Raw genomic sequence first — 25,258 nt, forward strand, 5'->3', positions numbered from 1 at the left:
CATTCCGCAATCGAGCGCCAATGGAGCGACGCCGATCATGCCCCTTGCCGTAGCAAAAGGACTGACTGCAAGCCTGCTGTGCACGCTTCCCCTCGCCCTGATGGCGATGGGCGGCAGCGCGGCAATGGCCGACACACTCTCGCGCGAAGAGCGCATGGAGCTCGACCTCTCGGAGTACCGGGTCACCGATACGGATGCCGGCTACTTCGACGTCGAAGCGCGCATGGCCCTGCTCGACGAGACCGACAACTCGATCCTGCTGCAGCTTCAGGACGAGCTCGAAACGGGCCCCAGCTGTCGCCAGATGCTCAATTTCAAGCCCATTACCACGCGGGGCGGGATACCCGGCTTCTACCCCAACCCCGAGGAGTGGGAGCTGGCCACCGAGCCGCTGTTCGCCTTCGAGGACAGCGTGTCGGTACTCGCCGGCAGCTTCGTCGCCAGCGGCGACCCCTTCTATGCCGAGTGCCTGGTGCGCTTCCTGCACGGTTGGGCCGAGGCCAAGGCACTGACTACCTTCGTCTTCGACCCCAACGACCCTCAGGCCTGGTTCGCCGCGGAGTCGATGCTGTTCGCCGCCGCCATGGCCTACTCCATCGTGCGCCCCTACGTGGACGGCCTGGAGGAGGAGCGCGCCGAGATCGAGCAGTGGCTGCACGGCCTCGCCCTGCAGCACTCGGCATTTCCCGGGCAACCGGAGGAGAGCTGCTGCAACAACCACTTCTACCGCCGTGCGCTCTACGCCAGCATGATCGGCGTGCTGGTGGAGGATGACGAGCTGTTCCGCTTCGGCGTCAGCGCCATCTATTCCGCGCTGCACGACATGACCGAGGAGGGCGCCCTGCCCCTCGAAGTGAGCCGCGGCCGACGCGCCACCCATTACCAGAACTATGCGCTCAATTACCTCATCACCAACATGCAGGTCATTCAGCGCCAGGGCTACGACATCTTCGATCTGGAGTACGAAGGCAACAACATTCACGAGGCCGTCGATTATCTGTTCCAGATCCTCGACAACCCGCAGGCGCTGGGCGATTACGCACCGCTGGAACAGTTCACGGGGTTCCTGCGCGACCCGCAGTACTTCACCTGGATGGAGGTCTACCTCGCCCGCTACGACCATCCGCAGATGGCGCGTTTCATCACCCGGGTGCGGCCGACCTACAACCGCAGCGCCGGTGGCTTCATGACCCTCTATTTCATGGACCCCGAAGCCCAGCAACACGTCTACCTGGACGAGGAGCGGCGCCGCACCGAAGCCTTCCGCGGCCTGAGCAATTGAGCCAACGACAGAAAACCACACATCGAAGAGGGGAACCCATGGAACGCACGAACGTCAGGAATCGACTCATCCCCTCGCTGCGACTGGCGGCAGCGATCACCATCACGGCCGGACTCGTCGGCTGCGCAGCGCCCGGCGGCTCGGCGCCTGGCGAGCATGCCCCGCCCGTTCCGGAGGCCTACCAGGGCTGGTTCGGCGGCGTGATCGATGCCGACATCTCGGGCCGGGACTGGGACGTCATCAACTACAGCAAGCGCCTGATCGAGGAGGAGCGCTACGACGAGGCCCTGAAGCACCTCGACGCGCTGATGGCACGCAACATCATGCCGGCCTTCTACGAGGCCGGGAAGCTCTACGAGCGGGGCATCGGCGTTGAGCCGGACCCTGCCCGGGCGGCCAGGCTCTATGGCCAGGCGCTGGACCTGCAATCCTCCATCCATGGCCAGGCCTCGCTGCACCTGGGGCGCCTCTACCAGGAGGGTCGCGGGGTCGAGCAGAACGACGTGCTGGCCTACCACCTGCTCTGGCAAGCCATGGAAGAGGGCGTCGAGCAGGATGCCGAGAGCCGGCTGGCCGAGATGCTGGCCGAGGGCACCGAGAACATCGAGGCCGACCCGGACACGGCCAAGCGGCTGCTGGAGCGCGCCGCCGCCCGCGGCGATGCCAAGGCCCTGGAAACCCTGGCCGAGGCGCACTCTCCCGGCGGCTGGCTGAAGGAGGATCCCGCCCTGGCCATGGACTATGCCCAGCGCTTCGCCGAGACCCTCGAGTCGAAGGCCAGCCAGGGCGACACCGGTGCCATGCTGCAGCTGGCCTCGATGTACTCGGCGGACGGCATGCTCGGTGACCAGCCCGAGCAGCGCATCCGCTGGATGCGCCAGGCCGCCGAGGCCGGCGACGTCGACGCCCTGGCCCGCACCGGGCGCGAGCTGATCGACGCCGGCGACCACGCCCGGGGTATCGAACTGCTCGCGGAGGCGGCCGGGGACGGACAGGTCGATGCCATGACCTACTACGGCGAGGCGCTGCTCGAAGGCACCGCTGGCCAGCCGCAGCCGGTACAAGCCGAGCGCTGGCTGCGCGAGGCGATCGAGGCGGGCTCGGTGGATGCCCAGGTGATTCTCGGCCGTGCGCTGGTCAATGGCCAGGGGGGGCTCAACGACCTGCCCCGCGGCATGAACCTGCTCGAGCAGGCGGCCGAACAGGATCACGCGCTGGCGTTGGCCCAGCTGGGCGCGCTCTATCTCGACGACGAGCGGGTCGCCGGCCAACCCTACATCGCCGTCGAATACCTCGAGCGAGGCCACGAACTTGGTCACCCCTGGGCCACCCAGCAACTGGGCGAAGCCTACCTCAAGGGTCGCGGCGTGCCGCAGGATCCCGCCCGCGGCGAGGAGCTGCTGCTCCAGGCCGCTGAGCACGGGCAGTCGGGCGCGATGCGGTTGCTCGGCGAAGCCTACCTGGACGAGGAAAACCCCAACTTCCAGCCCAGCCGCGGCGAGGAGCTGCTGCTTCAGGCCGCCCAGGCCGGCGACACCACGGCCATGACCCTGCTCGGCGAAGGCTACCTGGAGGGGCCGCTGCGTGAGGATCCCACCCAGGGCATCCAACTGCTGACCCAGGCCGCCCAGCAGGGCGACGCCTACGCCATGGTGGTCCTCGGCCGCGCCTATCGCAACGGCGATGGGGTCGAGCGCGACCTGAGCGAAGCCAACCGCTGGCTGACCCGGGCGCAGGAGGCCGGGCACGAATCCGCCGACGAAGCGCTCACCTACCTGCAGCGCGACCTGGGCGCCCAGGGCAATATGGAGGCGCTGGTGGCCGCCGCCGAGGATGGCCACCCGGGCGCCATGGCCGACCTGGGTCGCGCCTTCCTCCGCGGGGAAGGGGTCCAGCAGGACCAGGGACGAGCGGAATACTGGCTGGGACAGGCGCACCAGGCCGGCCACGCCGGCGCCGCCGCCAGCCTGGGCCGCATGTACCTGGACCGCGGCGCCACCGAACGTGGCATCGAGTACCTCGAAGCCGCCGTCTCGCGGGGCCATGCCGGGGCTCGCGCCGACCTGGGCGAAGCCTACCTGACCGGGGACGGCGTCGAACGCAACGTGGAGCGCGGCATGGAGCTGCTGACCGCCGCCGCCGAAGCGGGTAACGCACAAGCCGCCTTCCACCTGGGCGAAGCCTACCAGAACGGCGACGGCGTGGAGCCGGATGCCGAGCAGGCCGAACGCTGGTACCGCCAGGCCAGCGATGCCGGCGCCATTCACGCACGCGTAGGACTGGGGCTCGCCCTGCTGCGTGGGGAAGGTGCCATCGACCAGGACGTCGAGCAGGGCCACGATCTGCTGCTCGAGGCCGCCGAGCAGGGCCACCCCGGTGCCCAGGCCTCCCTCGGCCGCGAGTACCTGCGCGGCGAAATCGTCGAGCGCGATCCCGAGCGGGGCGCCGACTATCTCTACCAGGCGGCCAGCCAGGGGCACAGAAGCGCGCGACTCGCCCTGGCCGAAGCCTACCTGTCGGCCCGGGGGCTGGAGCAGGCCAACCAGCAGCAGGCCCTGCTATGGCTCGACGAGGTGTTCGAGAGCGAAGGGCAGATGGCCATCGAGACCCTGCGTCAGCTGCTCACCGATGAAGCGGCCATCGCCGCTGCCGCCAGCGGCGGCGAGGGCGACTGAGACCGAAGGGAGCGCCTCTCCCCCGCTTGAGAGGCGCTCCTGCCCCACCTTCGACAGCGGAGGCACGGATGCCGCACACCCCACGTCGCCCAGCCCATGCCACCCTGCTGCTCGGCCTGTTGAGCGTCGCCGGGGGGCTCCCCGGCGTCAGCGCCGATGCTCCCGACGATGGCGATCTTCCCTCTCCGCGCCTGGCGCCCTGTTCGGAGCGCTATCCCCTGGTGGCCACCCTGAGACCACGACATGCGCTGCAGACCGCCAAGGGGGCGATTCGCGAGGACTTCGCCTCGACCCGTGACTGGGGCACCGAAACCAATGCCGAATTGCTCGCCGCCGTGACCAGCGGGTTGGCGGAGCCGGCCCTGCGCGCCCACTACCCCCGTAACAGCTCTTCGCCCAGCGATGCCGAACGGAAGGACATACCGCGTGGCGGCCTCGGTTTCTATACCGAGGAAAGGGGCTTGCAGGATACCGACCGGGCATGTCTACACTATCGGTTACGGTTTGAAGAAAACTTTGACTTTGTAAAGGGAGGTAAGCTTCCCGGACTCTACGGCGGTGACGCACCTAGCGGCGGCGAGGCAGTGACGGGAGAGAACGGCTTCTCGCTGCGCCTCATGTGGCGCCAGGACGGACAGGGCGAACTCTACCCCTATACGGTCGGTCTCGAAGGCGACTCCCTTGGCCGCGGCAGCTGGCACTTCCCCACCGGCCGTTGGGTGACCGTCGAGCAGGAAGTGATCCTCAACGACCCCGAAGAGCGCGATGGCATCGTCCGGCTATGGATCGATGGCTGGCCCGTCCTCGAGCGCAGGGAGATGGTGCTGCGCACCACTGAAGCGCTCGGCGTCGACGGCGTGATGTTCTCGACCTTCTTCGGCGGCACGGGCGAGAAGTGGCGTACGCCGCACGACCAGCACGTCGACTTCTCCGCCTTTCGTCTTTACGCACCCGAGCCAAGGTAGCGGCTAGCGTCAGCCGCTGCCGCATCGAAGCAGGAGGCTGACAAACGATGAGCTACCAAGGAAAGCATGCTCCCTACGCTACCATCCCCCCCTGGATCGTGCGTGCGACGGCCGCGGTTCTGCTGGCAGGCAGCGCCGCGACTCAGGCCCTGACGCTGGAGGAGCGCCGGGAACTGGATCTCTCCGATTACACCGTGCGTGACGCGGACGCGTCCTACTTCGACGTCGAGGAGCGCATGGCGCTGCTCCGGGAGACGGACAACAGCCTGTTGCTACAGCATCGTGAGGAGCTGGCCAAGTATGCGCCGAGCTGCCAACAGCGGCTGGAAATCCCGACCATCACCGACCAGATGCGCATTCCCGGCTTTTATCCCACTCCCGACGCCTGGAGGCTCGCCACCGAGCCGCTGTTCGATTTCGAGGATACCGTCTCGGAGCTCGCCGGCGCCTACGTCGCCAGCGACGACGATTACTATGCCGAATGCCTGGTCAGGTTCCTCGACAAGTGGGCCCGGGACGATGCCCTGCTGGATTTCCATTACCACTGGGAAGAGCCCCAGGCCTGGTTCTCGCTGGAGTCGATGATCTTCGCCGCCGGCATGGCCTATTCCGTGGTTCGCCCCCATGTGGAGGGGCTGGACGAGGAGCAGGCGCGGGTGGAAGCGTGGCTCAACGAACTGGCCAGCGTCCACATGGAGATCGAAGGTGCCGACAGCAGCTGCTGCAACAACCACTTCTATCGCCGTGCGCTCTATGCCGCCATGATCGGGGTGCTGACCGAGGATGACGACATGTTCCGCTTCGGCGTCAGCGCGATCCATTCCGCCCTGCATGACATGACCGAGGAAGGAGCGTTTCCGCTCGAGATGGAGCGCGGCCGTCGCGCTACCCACTACCAGAACTACGCGCTGCTCTATCTGATTCCGATCATGGAGATCACCCACCGCCAGGGCTACGACGTTTATGACATGGAGATCGGTGGCGGCAGCATGCACGATGCGGTGGACTTCGCCATGGATATCCTCGAGGATCCCGCCGAGCTGGGCGACCTGGCGCCGCGCGAACAGTACACGGGGTTTCTCAAGGACAACCAGTACTTCGCCTGGATGGAGATGTATCGCGCCCGCTTCGGGGAGTCGCGCTTCGACGACTTCCTGGCTTCGATGCGCCCCATCTACAACCGCGGCGCCGGTGGCTACGCGACCTTGTACTTCATGGACCCCGACGTGCAACGGCATCTGGTGATCGACGACGAAGGTCGGCGCGAAACGCAGGCATTCGAAGGACTCTCGCGTAACTGAGGCGGGATACGACGAGGCCGGCACCCAGGTGCCGGCCTCGTCCGCCGCGAGCCGCGCTCAGCCCTCGAACGGGTTGCGCAGCACGATGGTCTCGTTGCGATCCGGACCGGTCGAGACGATGTCGATCGAGGTGCCCACCTTCTCCTCGAGGAAGCTGATGTAGGAGCGCGCATTGGCCGGCAGGTCCTCGATGCGCTTGGCCCCCAGGGTCGACTCGCTCCAGCCCGGCAGGTCCTCGTAGACCGGCTCGACCGCCTCGTAGCCCTCCGAGTCGACCGGATTGTCGAGCACGTCGCCGTCCTTGCTGCGATAGCCCACGCAGACGCGGATGTTCTCGAGCCCGTCGAGCACGTCGAGCTTGGTCAGGCAGATCCCCGAGACCGAGTTGATCTGCACCGCGTGGCGCAGGGCCACGGCATCGAACCAGCCACAGCGGCGCGGGCGCCCGGTGGTGGCGCCGAACTCATGGCCGCGCTCGGCCAGGTGGCGGCCATGCTCGTCGAACAGCTCGGTGGGGAACGGGCCGGAGCCGACACGGGTGGTATAGGCCTTGGTGATACCGAGCACGTAGTCGAGGTAGAGTGGGCCGACGCCGGAGCCGGTGGCGGTGCCGCCGGCGGTGGTGTTGGAGCTGGTGACGAACGGATAGGTACCGTGATCGATGTCGAGCAGCGACCCCTGGGCGCCTTCGAACAGAATGTTCTCGCCGGCGCGGCGCAGCTCGTGCACCAGGCTCACCGTATCGCACACCATCGGACGCAGTTCCTCGGCCATTTCCATGGCCTCGTCGAGGATCTGCTGGAAGTCCACCGCCTTCTCGCCGTGATAGTTGACCAGCACGAAGTTGTGGTAGTCGAGCACCTCGCCGAGCTTGGAGGCGAAGCGCTCGCGGTGCAGCATGTCGCCCAGGCGCAGGCCGCGACGCGCCACCTTGTCCTCGTAGGCCGGACCGATGCCGCGGCCGGTGGTGCCGATCTTGGCCACCCCGCGAGCCTTCTCGCGGGCCAGATCGAGGCGCACGTGGTACGGCAGGATCAGCGGGCAGGCCGGTGAGAGACGCAGCCGCTCGCGGACCGGCACGCCCTTGGTCTCGAGTTCGCGGATCTCCTTGATCAGCGCCTCCGGCGACAGCACCACGCCATTGCCGATGACACAGGTCTTGCCCTGGCGCAGGATGCCGGAGGGGATCAGGTGCAGCACGGTCTTCTCGCCGTCGATGACCAGCGTATGCCCGGCGTTGTGCCCGCCCTGGAAGCGTACCACCGCCGCGGCGGATTCGGTCAGCAGGTCGACCACCTTGCCCTTGCCTTCGTCACCCCACTGGGTACCCAGTACGACTACGTTCTTGCCCATTGTGTCTCGTCTCTCGTGTCGGCGCCGCGTACGTGCGCGTCGATGATCCGGCCCTGCGGGCCGTGCTCGTCATCCGGCCCGCTTGCCGGTCTCGTCCAATTCAGCCTCGCTCGGCTGGTTCGCCCCTGCCCTGGAGCGCCTGCGTCTGCCAGCGACCTTCAACCTGCACCAGCCGCAGGCTGCAGCGATGCGCTTCGGGCGACGTCGTCTGCCCCGGCAGCGCCTGCACCACCCGGTGCCCAGCATCGCGCAGCGAGGCGATGGCCTCTGCCACACCCTCCCCGTCGGCAGGTGCCCAGATGCCGTCACAGGCCGGTTCGCTCTGCACCAGCGTGGCGAGCAGCTTCAGGTCCATCGAGAAACCGGTGGCGGGGCGCGCCCGGCCGAAGGCGCGCCCGGTATCGTCATAGCGGCCGCCCTTGGCCAGCGCCTGGCCGTAACCCGGCACGAAGGCCGCAAACATCATCCCGGTGTGGTACTGGTAGCCACGCAGTTCGGCCAGATCGAAATAGAACTCGACCTCGGGGTGCTCCTCGGCCACCCCCCGGTACAACGCCTCGAGCTGCGCCAAGGCGCCAGTCACGGCCGCCGGGGCACCGACAAGGGCATCGCGCGCGTTGTCGAGCACTTCGGGTCCGCCATGCAGGCGGCCCAGGGCACGGAACATCTCCGCCAGCGTGGGGTCGCTCACGCCTGCCTCGATCTGCTGGGCCAGCGCCCCCGGCGACTTCAGCTCCAGGGCCTCGAACAGGGCGCGCTCCTGGTCGGGTTCCAGTTCGGCCGCCTGTACCAGGCTACGATAGATGCCGATATGGCCCAACGCCAAGTGCAGCTCGCCGGCCCCGGCAGCCTTGAGGCTCAACAGCGCCAGGCGCAGGATCTCCAGGTCCGCCTCCAGGCCGGCATGGCCGAACAGCTCGACGCCGACCTGCACCGGACTGCGCCCTCCCTGGTGCTGGTCGGCCTTGGCCCGCAGCACATTGGTGCAGTAGCACAGCCTGGCCGGCCCCTGGTGATGCATCGAGTGGGCGTCCATGCGCGCCACCTGGGGCGTCACGTCCGCACTCACCCCCATCAGGCGCCCGGTGAGTTGATCGGTCAGCTTGAAGGTTTGCAGGTCCAGATCGGTGCCGGTACCGGTCAGCAGGGAGTCGAGGAATTCCACCGGCGGCGGCATCACCTGATCGTAGCCCCAGCGGTAATAGAGGTCGAGCAGCGCCCGGCGCAGCTCCTCCATGCGGCTCGCCTGGGGCGGCAGCACTTCATCCATGCCGTCGGGCAGCAGCCAGCGGTCAGCAATGGTCATGTCGTCAATCCTGCAAGGCGATTGGGCGGGCAAAAAAGGACGCGATGGCGAAAAAGGCCCACAAAAAAACCGGGCCACGCCCGGTTGACCGATTCTACCACGTTTAGCGGCCGGTTGAACCCCGCCCGCCAACACGAGGAGGTCGGCCGCCCCTGCGGCCGACCTCATGTGGCTCACTCCCCGTTCTGGACCTCGGGGCTACGCAGGTAGCGGAAGAAATCGCTGGTCGGGTCGAGCACCAGCATGTCCCGCTCGCCGTCGAAGCTGGCGCGATAGGCGTTGAGGCTGCGCCAGAAGGTGAAGAACTCGGGGTTCTGGCCGTAGGCCTCGGAGAAGATCGCGGCCGCTTCGGCATCGCCCTCGCCGCGCAGGGTCTCGGCCCGCTCGGTGGCCTGGGCCAGCAGCACCTGGCGCCGACGATCGGCATTGGCGCGGATGCGTTCGGACTCTTCCTGCCCCTGGGCACGCCATTCGCGGGCCTCGCGCTCGCGCTCGGAGCGCATGCGGTCGAACACCGCCGTCGAGACGTCGTCGGGCAGGTCGATGCGCTTGACGCGAACGTCGAGGATCGACACGCCGAGCTCCTCGCGCATCAGTGAGTCGAGCTCCTGGGTCGGCCGGATCATCAGGTCGTCGCGACGCTCGGCGATGATCTGCTGAAGGTCGAGGCGGCCGAACTCGTTACGCAGGCTCTCGTCGACCCGCGGCTGGATCAGGCGGATCGCCATGGTCTCGTCGCCGGCCGTGGCCTCGTAGTAGCGCGTGGGGTTGACCACCTGCCACTTGACGTAGGAGTCGACGATCACCGCCTTCTGCTCGAGCGTCAGGTAGCGGCTGGTGTCGGTGTCCAGCGTCAGCACCCGGGTATCGAACTTGCGAACCGTCTGGGTGATCGGCACCTTGAAGTGCAGCCCGGGCTGAATGTTCTCCTCGATGACCTCGCCGAAGCGCAGCTTGACGGCGCGCTCGGTCTCGTCGACCACGTAGAGACTGTTGCTGGCAAGCCAGGCCACGGCAGCGAGGCCACCGACGATGATCAAGGAACGGTTGTTGACCATTTAGCGGCCCTCCCTGCGGATACCACCGGTATTGCTACCCCCCTGCGACGACGAGGCGCTGCGCAGGCGCTCGAGCACACGCGGGTCGAGTTCGCCGTCTTCGCCGCGATCCGCCTCGCCGCTGCCTTCGCCGCCGGCCCCGCCGGGGCGCTGGTCGAGCGGCAGGTACATCAGCGGCGCATCCTCGCGCACGTCGACCAGCACCTTCGGCGTACGCGCGAAGACGTCGGCCATGGCATCGAGGTAGAGACGTTCGCGCATGATCTCCGGCGCATTGCGGTACTGGGCCAGCAGCGCGTTGAAGCGGTTGACCTGACCCTGCGCCTCGGCCACCACCGATTCGCGGTAACCCTGGCCCTGCTCGACCAGACGCTGGGCCTGGCCCTGGGCGGCCGGGATGATGGCGTTGGCGTAGGCCATGCCTTCGTTGATGGTCCGCTGGCGATCCTCGCGCGCCCGGATCACGTCGTCGAAGGCGTCGATGACCGGTGCCGGCGCCGAGGTCGACTCGATGTTGATGGTCTGCAGGCGAATGCCGGTGCCGTAGCTGTCGAGATAGGTCTGCAGGCGGCTCGCCACGGAGCTGCCGAGGATTTCGCGCCCGGAGGTCAGGATCTCGATCATGTCGGTGCCGCCGACCACGTGGCGCAACGCGGAGTCCAGCGCGTTCTCGATGGACAGCTGCGGATTGCGCACGTTGAGCACGAAGTCACGCGGATCGTTGACCTGATACTGGGCCGATATCTCGACCTCGACGATGTTTTCGTCGCGGGTCAGCATCGACTGGGTCTGGGTCAGCGAGCGCACGCGGGTGACGTTGACCATGCGCACGTCGTCGATCAGCGGCGGGTTCCAGTGCAGGCCGGGCCCCACCACGGTCTGGTACTCGCCGAAGCGCAGCACCACGCCGCGTTCGGCCTGGTCGACCAGGTAGAAGCCCATCGCCCCCCAGATGCCCAGGGCGATGATGAGCAACAGCCCGGGCAGGGCAAAGGTGTTGCGCGGACGCCCGCCTCCGCCCTTGCCGCCACGGCCACCGCCCTTGCCGCCACGGCCGCCGAGCATGTTGTTGAGCTTGTCCTGGAACTTCTTCAGGGCCTCGTCAAGGTCGGGTGGCCCCTGGTTCCCCCCCCGGTTTCCGCCGCCGCCATTGCCACCGCCGCGCCGGCCCCCGCCGCTCCAGGGGTCATGCTGATTGCCGCCACCCGGCTCATTCCAAGCCATACGTCGTCTCCACTCTGCGTTACCCCCCGCCGGCGTCTCGATCGGCCGCATGGGGAGATCGGTTGCTATCCTGTAGGGTCATCCGAAGGCGTCCGAGGCCATGGTTACCAGGGGAAGTCAGTCCAGCCGGCCAAGACAACCGCAGTCGTCATGCATCCCATACCGGCCGCTGGTGCAGTTCGGACGGCAGGTAATCCTCCGCCCGCTCTCCCAACCGGGCCATCAGCTGCAGGAAGTCGCGGCGCGGCAGGCGCACCTCGAGCCGCACCTTCCCGCCCTCTTCGTAGTGTTCTTCTCGCACGGCGCCAAGCTCGTGCAGGCCCGCCCTCAGCCGGCCCTGCTGGGGCGCCAGGTGCATGCTGAAGTCGATGACGTCCTCCGCCAGGCACTCGGAAAGGGCCTGGCCGAGCAGCTCGAGCCCGAGCCCGTCACGCGCCGACAGCCAGACCACTTCGGGCCGCCCCTGCCCGTCGCGCTCGATGCGCGGTGCACTGTCGAGCAGGTCGATCTTGTTCATTACCTTGAGCATCGGCACGTCGTGCGCACCGATCTCGTCGAGCACGCCTTCGACCTGGGCCACGTTGAGCTCGCGGTCCGGGTCGGCGGCATCGATCACGTGCACCAGCAACGAGGCCTCGGCCGCTTCCTGGAGGGTGGCCTGGAAGGCCTCCACCAGCTTGTGCGGGAGATGGCGAATGAAACCCACGGTATCCGCCAGCACCACCGGCCCAACGTCGCCGACCTCCAGCCGGCGCAGGGTCGGGTCGAGCGTAGCGAACAACTGGTCGGCCGCATAGACCTTCGCCTCGGTCAACGCATTGAACAGCGTCGACTTGCCGGCGTTGGTGTAGCCGACCAGCGAGACACTGGGGATCTCCGCCCGGGCCCGCGCACGGCGGTTCTGGCTGCGCTGGCTGCGCACCTTGTCGAGGCGCTTGTGAATGGCCTTGATGCGCGCCCGCAGCAGGCGGCGGTCGGTCTCGAGCTGGGTCTCACCCGGGCCGCGCAGACCGATGCCGCCCTTCTGGCGTTCCAGGTGGGTCCAGCCACGTACCAGGCGCGTGGACATGTACTCCAACTGGGCCAGCTCGACCTGCAGCTTGCCTTCGTGAGTCCGCGCCCGCTGGGCGAAGATGTCGAGTATCAGCCCCGTGCGATCCAGCACCCGGCACTTGAGCTCCCGCTCCAGGTTGCGCTCCTGGGATGGGCTCAAGCCATGGTTGAAGATGACGAGTTCGGCACCATGCACCGCCAGCGCCTCGCGGAGCTCCTCCACCTTGCCGCTACCGATGAAGGTGCGCGAATCGGGCCGATGCCGGCTGCCGCTGAGCAGCATGGCCGGCTCGGCACCGGCGGAACGGACCAGTTCCATGAACTCGCCCGGATCCTCGCGTTCCCGCTCGTCCTGGAAGTCGACATGGACCAGTACTGCCGTTTCGCCGGCATCGGGTCGTTCAAAAAACAATCAATACCTCACGCATTGCTGTCCGGCTGGGCCGCAGGGTCCTGCGGCGGTAGCCGCACGTTGCGCGAAGGCACCACGGTGGAGATGGCGTGCTTGTAGACCATCTGACTGACGGTGTTGCGCAACAGGATCACGAACTGATCGAACGACTCGATCTGTCCCTGCAGCTTGATGCCGTTGACCAGGAAAATCGAAACCGGAATGCGCTCCTTGCGCAGGATGTTCAGGTACGGGTCTTGAAGGGACTGCCCTTTGGACATGTTACCTCTCCCTAATACGTTCTCATGAGGGGTGGAAGGTTGTGTTCATTCTCGGCTGGTCACCCGGCCACTCGAAGCCAACATCTTACGCTAAGAGCCCGATTCACGCACGAAATTCAGGACGGCGTCCAGCGCATCCCGGCTCTGGCTATCGACCCAGTGTAGCGCTGTCCAGCTGCGCAGCCAGGTCAATTGACGCTTGGCCAGCTGCCGGGTCGCCACCACGGTGCGCTGGCGCAGCTGTTCGAGATCGCCCTTGCCGTCGAGGTATTCCCAGACCTGGCGGTAGCCCACGCTTTTCATCGACGGCAGGCCGAGATGCAGATCGTCACGCGCCTTCAGCGCCTCGACTTCGGCGATCAGGCCGGCCTTCAGCATGATCTCGAAGCGAGCGGCGATGCGCTCGTGCAGCACACGGCGATCGAAGGGCGTAAAACCTATCGACAGCACTTCCCAGGGGAAGGTTTCAGGACGTTGCCGACGCCACAGCTCGGTCAGCGTCGTGCCGCTGGCCCGATAGACCTCCAGCGCCCGCATCAGGCGCTGCGGATCGTTGGGGTGGATGCGCCGGGCGGCCTCGGGGTCGACCTTGGCGAGCTCGGCATGCAGCCCGGCCAGGCCGTGGCGTTCGACCTCTCGCGCCAGCTCGGCGCGGATCGCCGGGTCTGCCGCCGGCAGGCTGGCCACGCCCTCGAGCAGGCGCTTGGCATACATCATGGTGCCGCCGACCAGCAGCGGGGTGCGCCCGGCCGCGCTGATACGTCGCATCTCGCGGCGGGCATCCTCGCGAAAATCCGCCGCCGAGTAGGGCTCGGCCGGATCGCGGATATCGATCAGCCGGTGCGGTGCGCGCGCCAGCTCTTGCGGCGACGGCTTGGCGCTGCCGATGTCCATGCCGCGATAGACCATCGCCGAGTCCATGCTGATCAGCTCGCAGTCGAGCCGCTCGTGCAGTTCGATCGCGAGATCGGTCTTGCCGGCGGCGGTCGGCCCCATCAGCAGGATGGCGAGCGGGCGTCGTTCGGACATGGCGTGAAGGCTTCCTTACTGCCCGCGCAGGAACAGGCGGTCGAGCTGCTTGAGCGACATCTCGGTCCAGGTGGGGCGGCCATGGTTGCACTGGCCGCTGCGCTCGGTGCGCTCCATGTCGCGCAGCAAGGCGTTCATCTCGGCGACGGTCAGGCGCCGGTTGGCACGCACGCTGCCGTGACAGGCCATGGTGGCCAGCAGTTCGTTGATACGCGCGGCGAGGCGGTCGGAGCGGCCATAGCGCTCGAGGTCGCCCAACATGTCGCGGATCAGCGGCTCGACGTCGGCATCGGCGAGCAGCGCCGGCACCTGGCGTACCAGCAGGGTCTCCGGCCCCGCCACGTCGAGCTCGACGCCCAGGCGGCTGAAGGCGTCGCGTTCGGCTTCGGCGGTCGCCACTTCGGCGTGGCTGGCGGCCATCGACACTGGCACCAGCAGCGGCTGCGCCTCGAGCGCCCCGCCGTGCACCTGCTCCTTCATGCGCTCGTAGACGATGCGCTCATGGGCGGCGTGCATGTCGACGATGATCATGCCCTGTGCTGTCTGCGAGAGAATGTAGATGCCATGCAGCTGGGCAATGGCGAAACCCAGCGGCGGTATGCCGCTGCCCTCCGCCGCCGCCGGCAGGGACGATGCCGCCGTGGCCGAAAGCACCGGCGACGAAGACGATGCCTCGGCGCCGACCGATTCGGTGCCGGCCGGCTGCGGTGTCAGCAGATGCTCCTCATGCTCGGGATGCAGCGCGCGATAGCCGCTCATGAAGGCGCGTACGCGATCGGCCGTGACCCGTTCTGCCGGCTCGCTGGCGTGATGCAACCCGATGGCCTGTTGCTGCCAGCGCCCGGCCGGCTCCTGCACCGCGGCTTCGCCGCCCTGACTCACGATGGGGGACGCCTCGTCTGCGGCACCCTCGGCAACACCGCCATGCGCGGCCGGACGCGCCTCGGCCAGCGCTCGGTGCAGGCTGGAGAAGAGGAAGTCGTGCACCAGCCGGCCGTCACGGAAGCGAACCTCGTGCTTGGTGGGATGGACGTTGACGTCCACCACCGCGGGGTCGACCTCCAGGTAGAGCACGAAGACGGGATGGCGGCCGTGAAACAGCACGTCGCGGTAGGCCTGGCGAATGGCGTGCGCCACCAGGCGGTCGCGCACCACGCGCCCATTGACGAAGAAGTACTGCTGGTCGGCCTGGGCGCGGGAATGGGTCGGCAGGCCGACCCAGCCCCACAGGCGCAGGCCGCCGGCGGCGAGATCGAGGTGCAGGGCGTTGTCGAGGAAGCCCTTGCCCAGCAGCGCGGCGATGCGTCGCTCGCGACGGGCGGCATCGTCGCCCGCCGGCAGCTGGTGCACGGTCTTCTGGTTGTGGCGCAGCACCCAGCCGATGTCGTAGCGCGACAGCGCCAGGCGGCGGAAGGCCTCCTCCACGTGGCCGTACTCGGTCTTCTCGGTGCGCAGGAACTTGCGTCGCGCCGGCGTGTTGAAGAACAGGTCGCGTACCGTGACCGAGGTGCCCCGCGGATGCGGTGCGGGGGAGACGCGGGGCTCCATCTGGCGCCCCTCAGCCACCACGCGCCAGCCACTGCGCGGGTCGTCGTCGACGTTGGCGACGAGCTCGAGGCGCGAGACCGAGCTGATCGAGGCCAGCGCCTCGCCGCGGAAGCCGAGGCTGGCCACGCCTTCGAGATCCTCCAGCGAGGCGATCTTGCTGGTGGCATGGCGCGACAGCGCCAGCGGCAGGTCCTCCTCGGCAATGCCGCTGCCGTCGTCGCGCACGCGGATCAGCCGGGCGCCGCCGGCCTCGAGCTCCACCTCGATACGCCGGCTGCCGGCATCGATGGCGTTCTCGACCAGCTCCTTGACCACCGACGCCGGGCGTTCCACCACTTCGCCGGCGGCGATCTGGTTGGCCAGCCTGGGGTCGAGGACGCGGATGCGCCGGGTGTCGTCGACTACCGTCATGAGCGCGGAATCCGTAATACCTGTCCGACGCGGATCACGTCGCCATTGAGTTCGTTGGCCTGCTTGAGCTGCGCCACCGGCACGCCGTGCCGCGCGGCGATCTGCGACAGCGTATCGCCCGGCTGGATGCGGTACTCGTTGCCGGAGGGCGTGCGCTGATTGTCGCGCTCCCAGGCCAGCAGGCTCGCGGGCGGCGGGTTGCTGCGGAAGTGGGCCCGGATACCCTCGAAGATCGACTCCGACATTCGCTGCTGATGGCCCGAATCGCGCAGGCGGCGCTCCTCGTCGGGGTTGGAGATGAACCCCGTCTCAATCAGCAGCGAGGGAATGTCGGGCGACTTCAGCACCATGAAGCCGGCCTGCTCGACCCGCGACTTGTGCAGACGATTGACGCGCCCCAGCTGATCGAGCACCTGCCCACCGATGGCCAGCGAATCGTTGAGGGTGGCGGTCATGGTCAGGTCCAGCAGTACGCCGCGCAGCACCTCGTCCTTGTCGTTGAGCGAAAGGTTGCCGTCCACGCCGCCGATCAGATCGGCCTGGTTCTCGCTCGCCGCCAGCCACTGGGCGGTTTCCGAGGTGGCGCCGCGCTGGGACAGCGCATAGACGGAGCTGCCGTTGGGGCGCGGGCTGTTGAAGGCATCGGCATGGATCGAGACGAAGAAATCGGCCTTCTGCTCACGGGCGATGCGGGTCCGCTGGCGCAGCCCGACGTAGTAGTCCCCATCGCGGATCATCACCGCGCGGAAGCCTTCGGTGTCGTCGACCAGGCGCTGCAGGCGCCGGGCGATCTCCATCACCACGTCCTTTTCGCGGACGCCGCTGGGACCGATGGCGCCCGGGTCCTCGCCGCCGTGCCCGGCATCGATGGCGATGATGATGTCGCGACGCGGATGCGGCGCCGCCGGCTGCTGCGCCACCACCTCCGGGTCGATGCGCGGGGTCTCGCCGTCGGCCTCGTTGCGGTGTCGGTTGGCAGCGATCTCCTGCTCGCGGATCATCGCCTCGATGGGGTCGATGGGGTTCTGGACCGCGCTCTCGCCCGGATATTCCATGTCGACCACCAGGCGATGGCCGTACTGATCGTTGGGCGGCAGGGTGAAGTGGCGCGGCTCCACCTCGCGGGAGAGTTCCAGCACCACGCGCAGGCCGCCACCGTCGCGCACTCCGCTGCGCACCGCGGTGATGGCGCTGCCCTCCAGCTCCAGGCTCGCCAGGTCGGTGTCGAGCCCGCTCTGGTCGAGGTCGATCACCAGGCGCCGCGGGTTGTCCAGGGTGAAGACGTTGGCCTCGGCATGGCCCGAAAGGTCGAACACCAGGCGTGCATGATCCGGTGCCGCCCACAGGCGAATATTGTCGACCTGAGCCGCCTGGACCGGCACGGCCGGGGCAGCCAGCAGCGCCAGGACCAGCAGCAGGCAGCAGCGGGCCGCGTGACCGACATGACCGATGGGCAGGTATCGCGTACTCATCACGGCGTTTCACGCTCTCCGTTGCTGATCGTGTCGGCAAGAGCGGCCTCTCTCGCCAGCGCCTCGAGCGCCGACCGGCCATGCTCGGTATACGCCTCGAGCCGTGCCTCACGCCCGCTATCGCAAAGGCTCAGAGCCACGTGCAGGTCGGGCATGGGCAGCCAGCCTTCGCCCCGGCTCGGCCACTCGACGATGCACAGCGCATCGTCGGCGAACAGGTCGCGGCCGCCGATGAACTCCAGTTCCTCCGGGTCGCCCAAGCGGTAGAGGTCGAAGTGGTAGACCCGCCCGCCCTTCAGCTCGTAGGGCTCGAGCAACGTATAGGTCGGGCTCTTGACCGCGCCGGCATGACCATGAGCGCGCAGGATGCCGCGCGTGAGCGTGGTCTTGCCCGCCCCCAGCTCGCCCTCGAGATAGACACGACCGCGCCCCTTCAGGGCCGTGCCCAGGCACTGCCCGAAGACGACCTGACGCTCCTCGTCATCGAGTCTTATGCGCATCATGGCCCCCCGCCAGCGAATGGAACCCCGGCACGAACCCGGGGTTGACGATGATTCGCGCATAGGATGCCAGATCGGCGGCCAGCAGACCACGCTCCCCCGCGTCGCGTACGGCCATATCGGCGGCCATGGCATGCACCATGACACCGAGCCTTGCCGCCACTGGCCCTGCCAGCCCCTGGGCCAGCAGCGCGCCGAGAATCCCGGTGAGAACGTCGCCCATGCCCCCCGAGGCCATGCCCGGGTTGCCGTAGGGGCATACCGCCATGCCATCCGGCCCCGCCACCAGGCTGCCGGCGCCCTTGAGCACGACCACGCCGCCATAGCGTCGCTGCAGCTCACGCGCCGCCGCGGGCCGGTCGGCCTCCACTTCCGCCGCGCTGCAGCCCAGCAGGCGAGCCGCCTCACCCGGGTGAGGCGTCAGGATCCAGTCGTCCCGGCGCTGCCCAGGGAAATGCGAGGCCAGGAGGTTGAGGCCGTCGGCGTCCACCACCAGCGGCGTCGAGGCAGCCAGTGCCGCCTGCAGCATGCCCTGGCCCCAGGCACCCTGCCCCAACCCCGGACCAACCGCCAGCACATCGGCCTTCTCCGTCAGCTCGCCGAGCTCGGCGGCGCCGCGCAGGCCGTGCACCATCACCTCGGGGCGGTAGGTCAGGCAGGCGGTGACGTGCTCGGGCGCCGTGGCCAGGCTGATCTTGCCGGCGCCCAGTCGCGCCGCTGCCTCGCTGGCGAGCAGCGCCGCCCCACCGAAGCCCGGCGCACCGCCCAGCACCAGCACATGGCCCATGGCCCCCTTGTGGGCATCCCGTGAGCGGGGCGGCAGCCACACCTCGAGCAAGGCCTTGTCCAGCAGCTCTGCAGTCGGCACCAGATCGGCATGGCGGCGTGCCTCGACGCCCAGGGCACGAAAGTGGACCTCGCCGGTACGTGCGGGCGCGCGCCCGGTATGCAGGCCGACCTTGTCGCCGATGAAGGTCACCGTACGTGTCGCACGCACCGCCACGCCGAGCTCGGCCCCGGTATCGGCGGCGAGCCCGGAGGGAATGTCGATGGCCAGCACCGGCAGCCCGCTGGCGTTGATCGCCTCGATGGCCTCGCGGAATTCGCCGCGCACCTCACCGGTGAGGCCGGTACCGAGCAGGGCGTCGACGATCACCTCGCCGGAGAACGCGATCCCCTTGCGCCATGGCTCGAGCCCCACGCCGGCGGCGGTTGCCATTTCGGCGGCGCGCGCAGCATCGCCATCGAGCGTCTTCGGCGGCTTCAGCGCAATGCGCTGCACCTCGACGCCGGCCACCGCCGCCAGCGCAGCCAGCACGTGGCCATCGCCGCCGTTGTTGCCGCCGCCGCACAGCACGCTGATGCGCTTCACCCCGGGCCAGCTCGCCCTGAGGCTCTGCCAGGCCGCCGTGGCCGCCCGCTGCATCAGGGCGAAGCCCTCGATTCCCGCAGCGATGGTGCGCCGATCGAGTTCGCGGACCTGGTCGGCGCGGTACAGTGGACGCAGCGTCAGCTGCTCGTGGTCGGAACGATTGCCAGACATCCCGTGTCTCCCAGCCGGCATTGCTTTATCATGGGAGTGTATGCGCTGCGGCGCACAAGCCAATCCCCCCGCTGTGTTTTTGCCCGGTTTTTTCTCGATCATGCCTCTCCCCGCGACCCTGGACGACAACGCGCTGGCCGAACTGGCTACGACGATCAAGACTTGGGGCCGCGAGCTCGGCTTCCAGCAGGTGGGCATCGCCGATGTCGACCTGGCCGAGGACGAGCGCCATCTGCAGCGCTGGCTCGATGCCGGCTACCACGGCGAGATGGGCTTCATGGCCAAGCACGGCAGCAAGCGCACGCGCCCCGAGGAGCTGGTACCCGGCACCCTGCGCGTGATCAGCGTGCGCCTGGACTACCTGCCCGCGGAGGTCGAGAGCGCCAAGGTACTGGGCCAGCCGCAGACGGCCTATGTCTCACGTTATGCGGTGGGCCGCGACTACCACAAGCTGATGCGCAAGCGCCTGGCCACCCTGGCCCAGTGGATCGAGGAACGCATCGGCCCGTTCGGCTATCGTGCCTTCGTCGATTCGGCGCCGGTGATGGAGCGCGCCCTGGCGCGCAAGGCCGGGCTCGGCTGGGTGGGCAAGAACGCCATGCTGCTCAACCCTCGGGCGGGCTCGCTGTTCTTCCTCGGCGAGCTCTATGTCGACCTGCCGCTGCCCCTCGATTCCCCCTTCGACAGCGAGCACTGCGGCAGCTGCAGCGCCTGCCGCACGGCCTGCCCCACCGGGGCCATCGTCGAGGACAAGGTGGTCGACTCCCGCGCCTGCATCTCCTACCTCACCATCGAGCTGTTCGGCAGCATCCCCGAGCGCTATCGCGAGGCCATGGGCAACCGCGTGTTCGGCTGCGACGACTGCCAGCTGGTCTGCCCCTTCACCCGCTTCACCCGCGCCACGGCGGAGGACGACTTCGCCCCGCGCCACGACCTGGATCGGGCCAGCCTGGTGTCGCTGTTCGCCTGGGGCGAGGAGGAGTTCCTCGACAAGACCGCCGGCAGCCCGATCCGTCGCATCGGCTACGAGCGCTGGCTGCGCAACCTGGCAGTGGGGCTGGGCAACGCCCCCTGGAGCGAAGCCGTGGAGGCCGCCCTGCGTGCCCGCCTCGCCTACCCCTCCGACCTGGTGCGCGAGCACGTGCGCTGGGCGCTCGAGCGGCAGCGGGAAAAGCGTAGCAGAGTCATCGCCCGCGTCTGAATGGTGGCTGAACCGCGGCTTTTCCGGGGACAGCTCACCTCGAAGTGTCACAAGCCAGGTATGCCTACTACTCCTCATTTCGCTCGTATTGTCGTCACGGCCAAATCGTTCGCATGACAGCTCCACTCATGCCTCCAAGGGCTGAGCCAGGTTTGTTGCTCACTCCTCTTCGTCGCGCTCGCTACCGGCCAGCCGCAAGAAGGTATTGCGATAGTGCGCCAGCTCGGCCAGCGACTCGCGAATGTCGTCAAGCGCCTGGTGCGTGTTGCGCTTGTTGAAGCCGGCCAGTGCGCCCGGGTTCCAGCGCTTGGCCAGCTCCTTCAGGGTCGAGACGTCCAGGTTGCGGTAGTGGAAGAAGGCCAGCAGCTCGCGCATCTCGCGTTCGAGGAAACGCCGGTCCTGATGCACGCTGTTGCCGCACATGGGCGAGGTGCCGGGCGCCACGTAGCGCTTCAGGAACTCGAGGGTCTGCCGCTCGGCCTCGGCGGTGTCGATACGGCTCTGCTTGACCCGCTCGACCAGGCCCGACTCGCCGTGAGTCTTCTGGTTCCACTCGTCCATGGCGGCGAGCAGGCTGTCGGGCTGGTGCACGGCGATCACCGGCCCTTCGGCGATGAGGTTGAGATCGTTGTCGGTGATCAGGGTGGCCACTTCGATGATGCGCTCGCGCTCGGGCTCGAGCCCGGTCATCTCGAGGTCGATCCACACCAGCAGATCTTCACGCGGCGCAGGAGTGTTGGGCATGGGTCAGGCTCCAGGTTGAAGGGCGCGGCAGGACAGGCCGAGCCACGCTGGGTACAATGCCAGCATTGTAACGATCTTCGGGCGCCCATGAGCAAACGCAAGCTGAGCCGCCAGCAACGCTGGCGAATCGAGAAGATACAGGCCGAGCGGTCTCGGCGCGCCGAGCAGCGCGACGCCAAGGATTCGCACAAGCTCGCCGCGGGCGAATACGGCCCCGAACGACCGGGACGGGTCATCGCCCATTATGGCCGCACGCTGGACGTCCAGGGCGACGACAGCGCGGCCAGCGTTCGCTGCCACCTGCGCGCCAATCTCGAGGGGCTGGTCACCGGCGACCGGATCACCTGGCGCGCCGCCCAGGATGCCGAGGGCAACGTGGTCGAGGGCGTGGTGGTGGCCCGCAGCGAGCGCGACAACGTGCTGGAACGCCCCGACGCCCGTGGCCAGCTCAAGCCGGTGGCGGCCAACATCGACCAGATCCTGATCGTCTTTGCCGTCGAGCCGGCGCCACACCCCAACCTGATCGACCGCTACCTGGTGGCCGCCGAGGCCACCGGCATCGCCCCGGTACTGGTGCTCAACAAGATCGACCTGCTGCCCGAAAGCGGCGGCGAGCTGCGAGCGCTGCTGGCACGCTACGAGGCGCTCGGCTACCCGGTGGTGGCCACCACCACGGCCCGCGAAGCGGGGCTCGACGACTTGCTCGCTCGCCTGGCCGGGCGTACCTCGGTGTTCGTCGGCCAGAGCGGCGTGGGCAAGTCGTCACTGATCGATCGCCTGCTGCCCGACGAGTCGCTGCGCATCGGCGCGCTGTCGAAGGATTCGCGCAAGGGCACCCACACCACCACCACGGCCCGCCTCTACCGCTTGCCCAGCGCCGACGCCGCCGAATTGATCGACTCGCCAGGCATTCGGGAATTCGGCCTGATGCACCTGGACGAACAGCAGGTCGCCGAGGGGTTCATCGAGTTTCGCGACCTCCTCGGCCGCTGCCGCTTCCGCGACTGCCGCCACCGCCAGGAGCCGGGCTGCGCCCTGCTCGAGGCGGTGGAGCGCGGCGAGATCCACCCCGAGCGTTTTGCCAGCTTCCGCCATATCGTCGATAGTCTCAACGAGACCTGATTCGTCTTGTCATCGCCACTTCGAGGAATAAGGAGAGCGCCATGAGTTCCGAAGAGAACCTGCTGCCGCTGATCGTCGAGCCCGAGCAGCTCGCCGCGCACCTGGACGATCCCCAGCTGCTGGTCGTCGACGTGCCGCTCAAGGCCGAAAGCTACCAGGAGGGGCACGTTCCCGGCGCCATATTCCTCGACTTCCGCCACCTGTTGCGTGGCGAAGGCGAGGTAGCCAACGAGGTGCCGAGCGTCGAGGCGCTGTCGCAGCTGTTCTCGTCGCTCGGCCTCACCCGCGACACCCACGTGGTGGCCTATGACGACGAGGGCGGCGGCTGGGCCGGGCGCCTGCTATGGACGCTGGAGCTGATTGGTCACACCCGCTACTCCTACCTCAACGGCGGCATTCACGCCTGGCGCCAGGCCGGCCAGCCCGTGTCCCGTGAGCCGACCGCCGCCACGCCGAGCGACTACGAGGCCGAGATCCTGCACCCGGAGGTCGCCATCGACCGACTGGAGCTGCAGGAGCGCCTGGGCGAGAAGGGCTTTGCCATCTGGGATGCCCGTTCGCCAGCCGAGTACCGCGGCGAGAAAGGCGAGAACAAACAGCTCGGCCACATCCCCGGTGCGGTCAACATGGAGTGGACCGAGGCCATGGACAAGGAGCGAGCGCTGCGCATTCGCGACTACGCCGAGCTCGTCACCGAGCTCGAGGCGCTGGGGCTGACGCCGGACATGGAAGTGGTCACTCACTGCCAGAGCCACCATCGCAGCGGCTTCACCTGGCTGGTGGGCAAGGCGCTGGGCTTCGAGAACATTCGCGGCTACGCCGGCTCGTGGCAGGAGTGGGGCAACCGCGACGATACGCCGATCGAAAAGTAGACAAACCAACCAAGACGCTACGGAACCCTAACCTTGTCTCTCGCCAAGTTCTTTGCCCTGATCCAGTATCCGATTCCCCACCACCTGCTCTCGCGGCTGGTGGGCTATCTTGCCGAAACCCGCATCGCCTGGCTGAAGAATGCGCTGATCCGCGCCTTCATCAAGGCCTTCGAGGTCGACATGGGCGAGGCCGCCGAGCCCGACCCCACCGCCTACGCCACCTTCAATGACTTCTTCACCCGGGAGCTGAAGCCCGATGCCCGCCCCCTGGGCGAGGGCCTGCTCTCTCCTGCCGACGGCAACATCTCCCAGTTCGGTCCCATCGAAGCCGACCGTCTGCTGCAGGCCAAGGGCCATCGCTTCTCCGTGGTCGACCTGCTCGGCGGCGATGCCGTGGCCGCCAGACGATACAGCGGTGGCAGCTACGCCAACGTCTATCTCTCGCCGAGGGATTACCATCGCGTGCACATGCCGTTGGCCGGCACCCTGACCGAGATGGTCTACGTGCCGGGCCGGCTGTTCTCGGTCAACTCGGCCACCACAGACCACGTACCCAACCTGTTTGCCCGCAACGAGCGCCTGGTGTGCCACTTCGATACCGAATACGGTCCCATGGCGGTGGTGCTGGTCGGGGCGATGATCGTCGCGGCCATCGAGACCGTGTGGGCCGGCCAGATCACGCCGCTCTCCGGCCAGGTGCAGCGCGTGCGCTTCGACAAGCCGATTCGCCTGGAGCGCGGTGAGGAGATGGGCCGCTTCAAGCTCGGCTCTACCGTAGTGATGGCCTTCGCCGGCAGGGTCAATTTCGATACTGGCCTGGCGCCCAAGACCAAGGTCAGCATGGGGCAGTCGTTGGGTGGCTTGCCGCAGTCACATACACCCGACTTCGTCTAGGCACCTTCAGCAGCGTGGTGTGGCAAAGGCCATGACCTCCGCCACGCTCGCCCTGCCCAGGGCGAGCTGGATCAGCCGGTCGATACCCAATGCCACGCCGCTGCTCGCGGGCATGCCGTGTTCCAGCGCGGCGAGCAGGCGCCGGTCGACCTCTACCTCGGGCAGGCCCAGCCGTCGCCGGGCGGCATTGTCCTCGGCGAAGCGTGCACGCTGCTCGTCGGCATCGGTGAGCTCGTCGTAGCCGTTGGCGAGCTCCAGCCCGGCGAGATAGACCTCGAAACGCGAGGCGACCCACTCGCCGTCCTCCGGGTCGCGATGGCGCCGCGCCAGGGCCGCCTGGCTGGCCGGGTAGTCCACCACCACGTCGACCCCCTCGTGCCCAAGCGTAGGCTCGATGGCCAGGCTCATCAGCAGGTCGAGGCAACCGTCGCGCCCGGCATCGCGCATGTCGAGGCTGCCACGCTCGCCGGCCAGTCGCCGCAGTTCATCGAGATCGACGCTGAAGGGGTCGAGCCCCAGCCCCTCGCGGAACAGCTCGCGGTAGCGCCGGCGGCGCAGCGGGCCCGCCTCATTCCCCAGTTCTCGACCGAGCACCTGATGTATCAGCGCCACGGTCTCCTCGATCAGCTCATCGAGGGAGAAGCCCGGGCGATACCACTCCAGCATGGTGAATTCGATGTTGTGGCGGCTGCCCACCTCGCCGTCGCGAAAGCTTCTTGCCAGCTGGAAGATCGGCCCGCTGCCGGCGGCCAGCAGGCGCTTCATGTGGAACTCCGGCGACGTCTGCAGCCACAGCCGCTCGCGCCCCGCCGGCGTGGTCGCCTCGAGGGACAGCGAGGCCAGGTGCACGTCGGTGCTGCCGCCGTGACCCAGTATCGGGGTCTCCACTTCCAGCACGCCGCGCTCGGCGAAGAATGCACGCACCGCGGCCAGTAGCCTTGCCCGCTCACGCAGCGTCTCGATACTCGCCGTGGGCCGCCAGTCGATCTCTTGCATGGTCGTCACCATCGAAAACGCCGAGCCCAACAGGACT

At 67.9% G+C, this 25,258-nt stretch carries 21 protein-coding genes; 8 read left to right on the plus strand and 13 right to left on the minus strand.

Annotation, left to right across the window (positions count from 1 at the left end; genetic code table 11):
• Positions 1-37: 37 nt before the first annotated feature.
• From I4484_RS14805 to I4484_RS14820, 4 genes are all read left to right on the plus strand, one after another.
• A complete protein-coding gene (locus tag I4484_RS14805; RefSeq protein ID WP_197448009.1) occupies positions 38-1,282 on the plus strand; it encodes an alginate lyase family protein in 1,245 nt (414 codons plus the stop codon).
• A 38-nt stretch (positions 1,283-1,320) separates the two neighbouring features.
• A complete protein-coding gene (locus I4484_RS14810; protein ID WP_197448010.1) occupies positions 1,321-3,957 on the plus strand; it encodes a tetratricopeptide repeat protein in 2,637 nt (878 codons plus the stop codon).
• Between the two features lie 68 nt (positions 3,958-4,025).
• Positions 4,026-4,922 carry a polysaccharide lyase gene (locus I4484_RS14815; protein WP_197448011.1) on the plus strand — a complete coding sequence of 299 codons (897 nt, stop codon included), beginning with the start codon at positions 4,026-4,028 and terminating at the stop codon, positions 4,920-4,922.
• A gap of 47 nt (positions 4,923-4,969) precedes the next feature.
• Complete coding sequence (locus I4484_RS14820; protein ID WP_197448012.1) at positions 4,970-6,223, plus strand: alginate lyase family protein; 1,254 nt, start codon at positions 4,970-4,972, stop codon at positions 6,221-6,223.
• 57 nt (positions 6,224-6,280) lie between these two features.
• On the opposite strand, the gene I4484_RS14825 is transcribed toward I4484_RS14820, so the two are convergent.
• From I4484_RS14825 to I4484_RS14875, 11 genes are all read right to left on the minus strand, one after another.
• Positions 6,281-7,576 (minus strand): adenylosuccinate synthase, encoded by a 1,296-nt coding sequence (locus I4484_RS14825; protein WP_197448013.1) that lies wholly within the window; start codon positions 7,574-7,576, stop codon positions 6,281-6,283.
• A gap of 100 nt (positions 7,577-7,676) precedes the next feature.
• Positions 7,677-8,882, minus strand: coding sequence for an ATP phosphoribosyltransferase regulatory subunit (locus tag I4484_RS14830; RefSeq protein ID WP_197448014.1), 1,206 nt, complete (start codon positions 8,880-8,882; stop codon positions 7,677-7,679).
• 173 nt (positions 8,883-9,055) lie between these two features.
• A complete protein-coding gene (gene hflC, locus I4484_RS14835; protein WP_197448015.1) occupies positions 9,056-9,940 on the minus strand; it encodes a protease modulator HflC in 885 nt (294 codons plus the stop codon).
• Positions 9,941-11,164 carry an FtsH protease activity modulator HflK gene (gene hflK / locus I4484_RS14840; protein ID WP_197448016.1) on the minus strand — a complete coding sequence of 408 codons (1,224 nt, stop codon included), beginning with the start codon at positions 11,162-11,164 and terminating at the stop codon, positions 9,941-9,943. It abuts the gene before it with no gap.
• Positions 11,165-11,312: 148 nt separating this feature from the next.
• Complete coding sequence (gene hflX, locus I4484_RS14845; protein WP_197448017.1) at positions 11,313-12,629, minus strand: ribosome rescue GTPase HflX; 1,317 nt, start codon at positions 12,627-12,629, stop codon at positions 11,313-11,315.
• Between the two features lie 8 nt (positions 12,630-12,637).
• Complete coding sequence (hfq, locus tag I4484_RS14850; RefSeq protein ID WP_103968388.1) at positions 12,638-12,889, minus strand: RNA chaperone Hfq; 252 nt, start codon at positions 12,887-12,889, stop codon at positions 12,638-12,640.
• A gap of 90 nt (positions 12,890-12,979) precedes the next feature.
• Positions 12,980-13,918, minus strand: coding sequence for a tRNA (adenosine(37)-N6)-dimethylallyltransferase MiaA (gene miaA, locus I4484_RS14855; RefSeq protein ID WP_197448018.1), 939 nt, complete (start codon positions 13,916-13,918; stop codon positions 12,980-12,982).
• Positions 13,919-13,933: 15 nt separating this feature from the next.
• Positions 13,934-15,877, minus strand: a complete 1,944-nt coding sequence (gene mutL / locus I4484_RS14860; RefSeq protein ID WP_197448019.1) for a DNA mismatch repair endonuclease MutL — start codon at positions 15,875-15,877, stop codon at positions 13,934-13,936.
• Positions 15,874-17,349 carry an N-acetylmuramoyl-L-alanine amidase gene (locus tag I4484_RS14865; protein WP_234283738.1) on the minus strand — a complete coding sequence of 492 codons (1,476 nt, stop codon included), beginning with the start codon at positions 17,347-17,349 and terminating at the stop codon, positions 15,874-15,876. The genes mutL and I4484_RS14865 overlap by 4 nt, the downstream gene beginning before the upstream one ends.
• Entirely contained in the window at positions 17,349-17,849 is a 501-nt protein-coding gene (gene tsaE, locus I4484_RS14870; RefSeq protein ID WP_197451064.1) for a tRNA (adenosine(37)-N6)-threonylcarbamoyltransferase complex ATPase subunit type 1 TsaE, read from the minus strand. Before tsaE ends, I4484_RS14865 begins: the two co-directional genes overlap by 1 nt.
• Positions 17,830-19,392, minus strand: coding sequence for an NAD(P)H-hydrate dehydratase (locus I4484_RS14875; RefSeq protein ID WP_197448020.1), 1,563 nt, complete (start codon positions 19,390-19,392; stop codon positions 17,830-17,832). The genes tsaE and I4484_RS14875 overlap by 20 nt, the downstream gene beginning before the upstream one ends.
• Positions 19,393-19,492: 100 nt before the next feature.
• On the opposite strand from I4484_RS14875, the gene queG reads away from it, so the two are divergent.
• The gene (gene queG, locus I4484_RS14880) at positions 19,493-20,593 is read left to right on the plus strand and encodes a tRNA epoxyqueuosine(34) reductase QueG (RefSeq protein ID WP_197448021.1); all 1,101 of its coding nucleotides are present in this window, start codon (positions 19,493-19,495) and stop codon (positions 20,591-20,593) included.
• Between the two features lie 159 nt (positions 20,594-20,752).
• On the opposite strand, the gene orn is transcribed toward queG, so the two are convergent.
• The gene (gene orn / locus I4484_RS14885) at positions 20,753-21,337 is read right to left on the minus strand and encodes an oligoribonuclease (RefSeq protein ID WP_197448022.1); all 585 of its coding nucleotides are present in this window, start codon (positions 21,335-21,337) and stop codon (positions 20,753-20,755) included.
• Between the two features lie 87 nt (positions 21,338-21,424).
• Here orn and rsgA point away from each other — a divergent pair, with 87 nt between their 5' ends.
• From rsgA to asd, 3 genes are read left to right on the plus strand one after another with little or no spacing between them, the layout of a single operon-like run.
• The gene (rsgA, locus tag I4484_RS14890) at positions 21,425-22,459 is read left to right on the plus strand and encodes a small ribosomal subunit biogenesis GTPase RsgA (RefSeq protein ID WP_197448023.1); all 1,035 of its coding nucleotides are present in this window, start codon (positions 21,425-21,427) and stop codon (positions 22,457-22,459) included.
• Between the two features lie 41 nt (positions 22,460-22,500).
• Complete coding sequence (locus I4484_RS14895; RefSeq protein ID WP_197448024.1) at positions 22,501-23,331, plus strand: sulfurtransferase; 831 nt, start codon at positions 22,501-22,503, stop codon at positions 23,329-23,331.
• 33 nt (positions 23,332-23,364) lie between these two features.
• Positions 23,365-24,225, plus strand: coding sequence for an archaetidylserine decarboxylase (gene asd / locus I4484_RS14900; protein WP_197448025.1), 861 nt, complete (start codon positions 23,365-23,367; stop codon positions 24,223-24,225).
• Between the two features lie 6 nt (positions 24,226-24,231).
• On the opposite strand, the gene epmA is transcribed toward asd, so the two are convergent.
• Positions 24,232-25,221 carry an EF-P lysine aminoacylase EpmA gene (epmA, locus tag I4484_RS14905; protein ID WP_197448026.1) on the minus strand — a complete coding sequence of 330 codons (990 nt, stop codon included), beginning with the start codon at positions 25,219-25,221 and terminating at the stop codon, positions 24,232-24,234.
• Positions 25,222-25,258: the final 37 nt, after the last annotated feature.

The organism is Halomonas sp. SS10-MC5, from assembly GCF_015992245.1.
Classification (GTDB): Bacteria; Pseudomonadota; Gammaproteobacteria; order Pseudomonadales; family Halomonadaceae; genus Halomonas; species Halomonas sulfidoxydans.

Excerpts from the sequence above, each read along its gene's own strand:
- I4484_RS14805 (WP_197448009.1), top strand. The coding sequence starts at position 38 with ATGCCCCTTGCCGTAGCAAAAGGACTGACTGCAAGCCTGCTGTGCACG.
- I4484_RS14810 (WP_197448010.1), top strand. The coding sequence starts at position 1,321 with ATGGAACGCACGAACGTCAGGAATCGACTCATCCCCTCGCTGCGACTG.
- I4484_RS14815 (WP_197448011.1), top strand. The coding sequence starts at position 4,026 with ATGCCGCACACCCCACGTCGCCCAGCCCATGCCACCCTGCTGCTCGGC.
- I4484_RS14820 (WP_197448012.1), top strand. The coding sequence starts at position 4,970 with ATGAGCTACCAAGGAAAGCATGCTCCCTACGCTACCATCCCCCCCTGG.
- I4484_RS14825 (WP_197448013.1), bottom strand. The coding sequence starts at position 7,576 with ATGGGCAAGAACGTAGTCGTACTGGGTACCCAGTGGGGTGACGAAGGC.
- I4484_RS14830 (WP_197448014.1), bottom strand. The coding sequence starts at position 8,882 with ATGACCATTGCTGACCGCTGGCTGCTGCCCGACGGCATGGATGAAGTG.
- hflC (WP_197448015.1), bottom strand. The coding sequence starts at position 9,940 with ATGGTCAACAACCGTTCCTTGATCATCGTCGGTGGCCTCGCTGCCGTG.
- hflK (WP_197448016.1), bottom strand. The coding sequence starts at position 11,164 with ATGGCTTGGAATGAGCCGGGTGGCGGCAATCAGCATGACCCCTGGAGC.
- hfq (WP_103968388.1), bottom strand. The coding sequence starts at position 12,889 with ATGTCCAAAGGGCAGTCCCTTCAAGACCCGTACCTGAACATCCTGCGC.
- miaA (WP_197448018.1), bottom strand. The coding sequence starts at position 13,918 with ATGTCCGAACGACGCCCGCTCGCCATCCTGCTGATGGGGCCGACCGCC.
- mutL (WP_197448019.1), bottom strand. The coding sequence starts at position 15,877 with ATGACGGTAGTCGACGACACCCGGCGCATCCGCGTCCTCGACCCCAGG.
- I4484_RS14865 (WP_234283738.1), bottom strand. The coding sequence starts at position 17,349 with ATGAGTACGCGATACCTGCCCATCGGTCATGTCGGTCACGCGGCCCGC.
- tsaE (WP_197451064.1), bottom strand. The coding sequence starts at position 17,849 with ATGCGCATAAGACTCGATGACGAGGAGCGTCAGGTCGTCTTCGGGCAG.
- I4484_RS14875 (WP_197448020.1), bottom strand. The coding sequence starts at position 19,392 with ATGTCTGGCAATCGTTCCGACCACGAGCAGCTGACGCTGCGTCCACTG.
- queG (WP_197448021.1), top strand. The coding sequence starts at position 19,493 with ATGCCTCTCCCCGCGACCCTGGACGACAACGCGCTGGCCGAACTGGCT.
- orn (WP_197448022.1), bottom strand. The coding sequence starts at position 21,337 with ATGCCCAACACTCCTGCGCCGCGTGAAGATCTGCTGGTGTGGATCGAC.
- rsgA (WP_197448023.1), top strand. The coding sequence starts at position 21,425 with ATGAGCAAACGCAAGCTGAGCCGCCAGCAACGCTGGCGAATCGAGAAG.
- I4484_RS14895 (WP_197448024.1), top strand. The coding sequence starts at position 22,501 with ATGAGTTCCGAAGAGAACCTGCTGCCGCTGATCGTCGAGCCCGAGCAG.
- epmA (WP_197448026.1), bottom strand. The coding sequence starts at position 25,221 with ATGCAAGAGATCGACTGGCGGCCCACGGCGAGTATCGAGACGCTGCGT.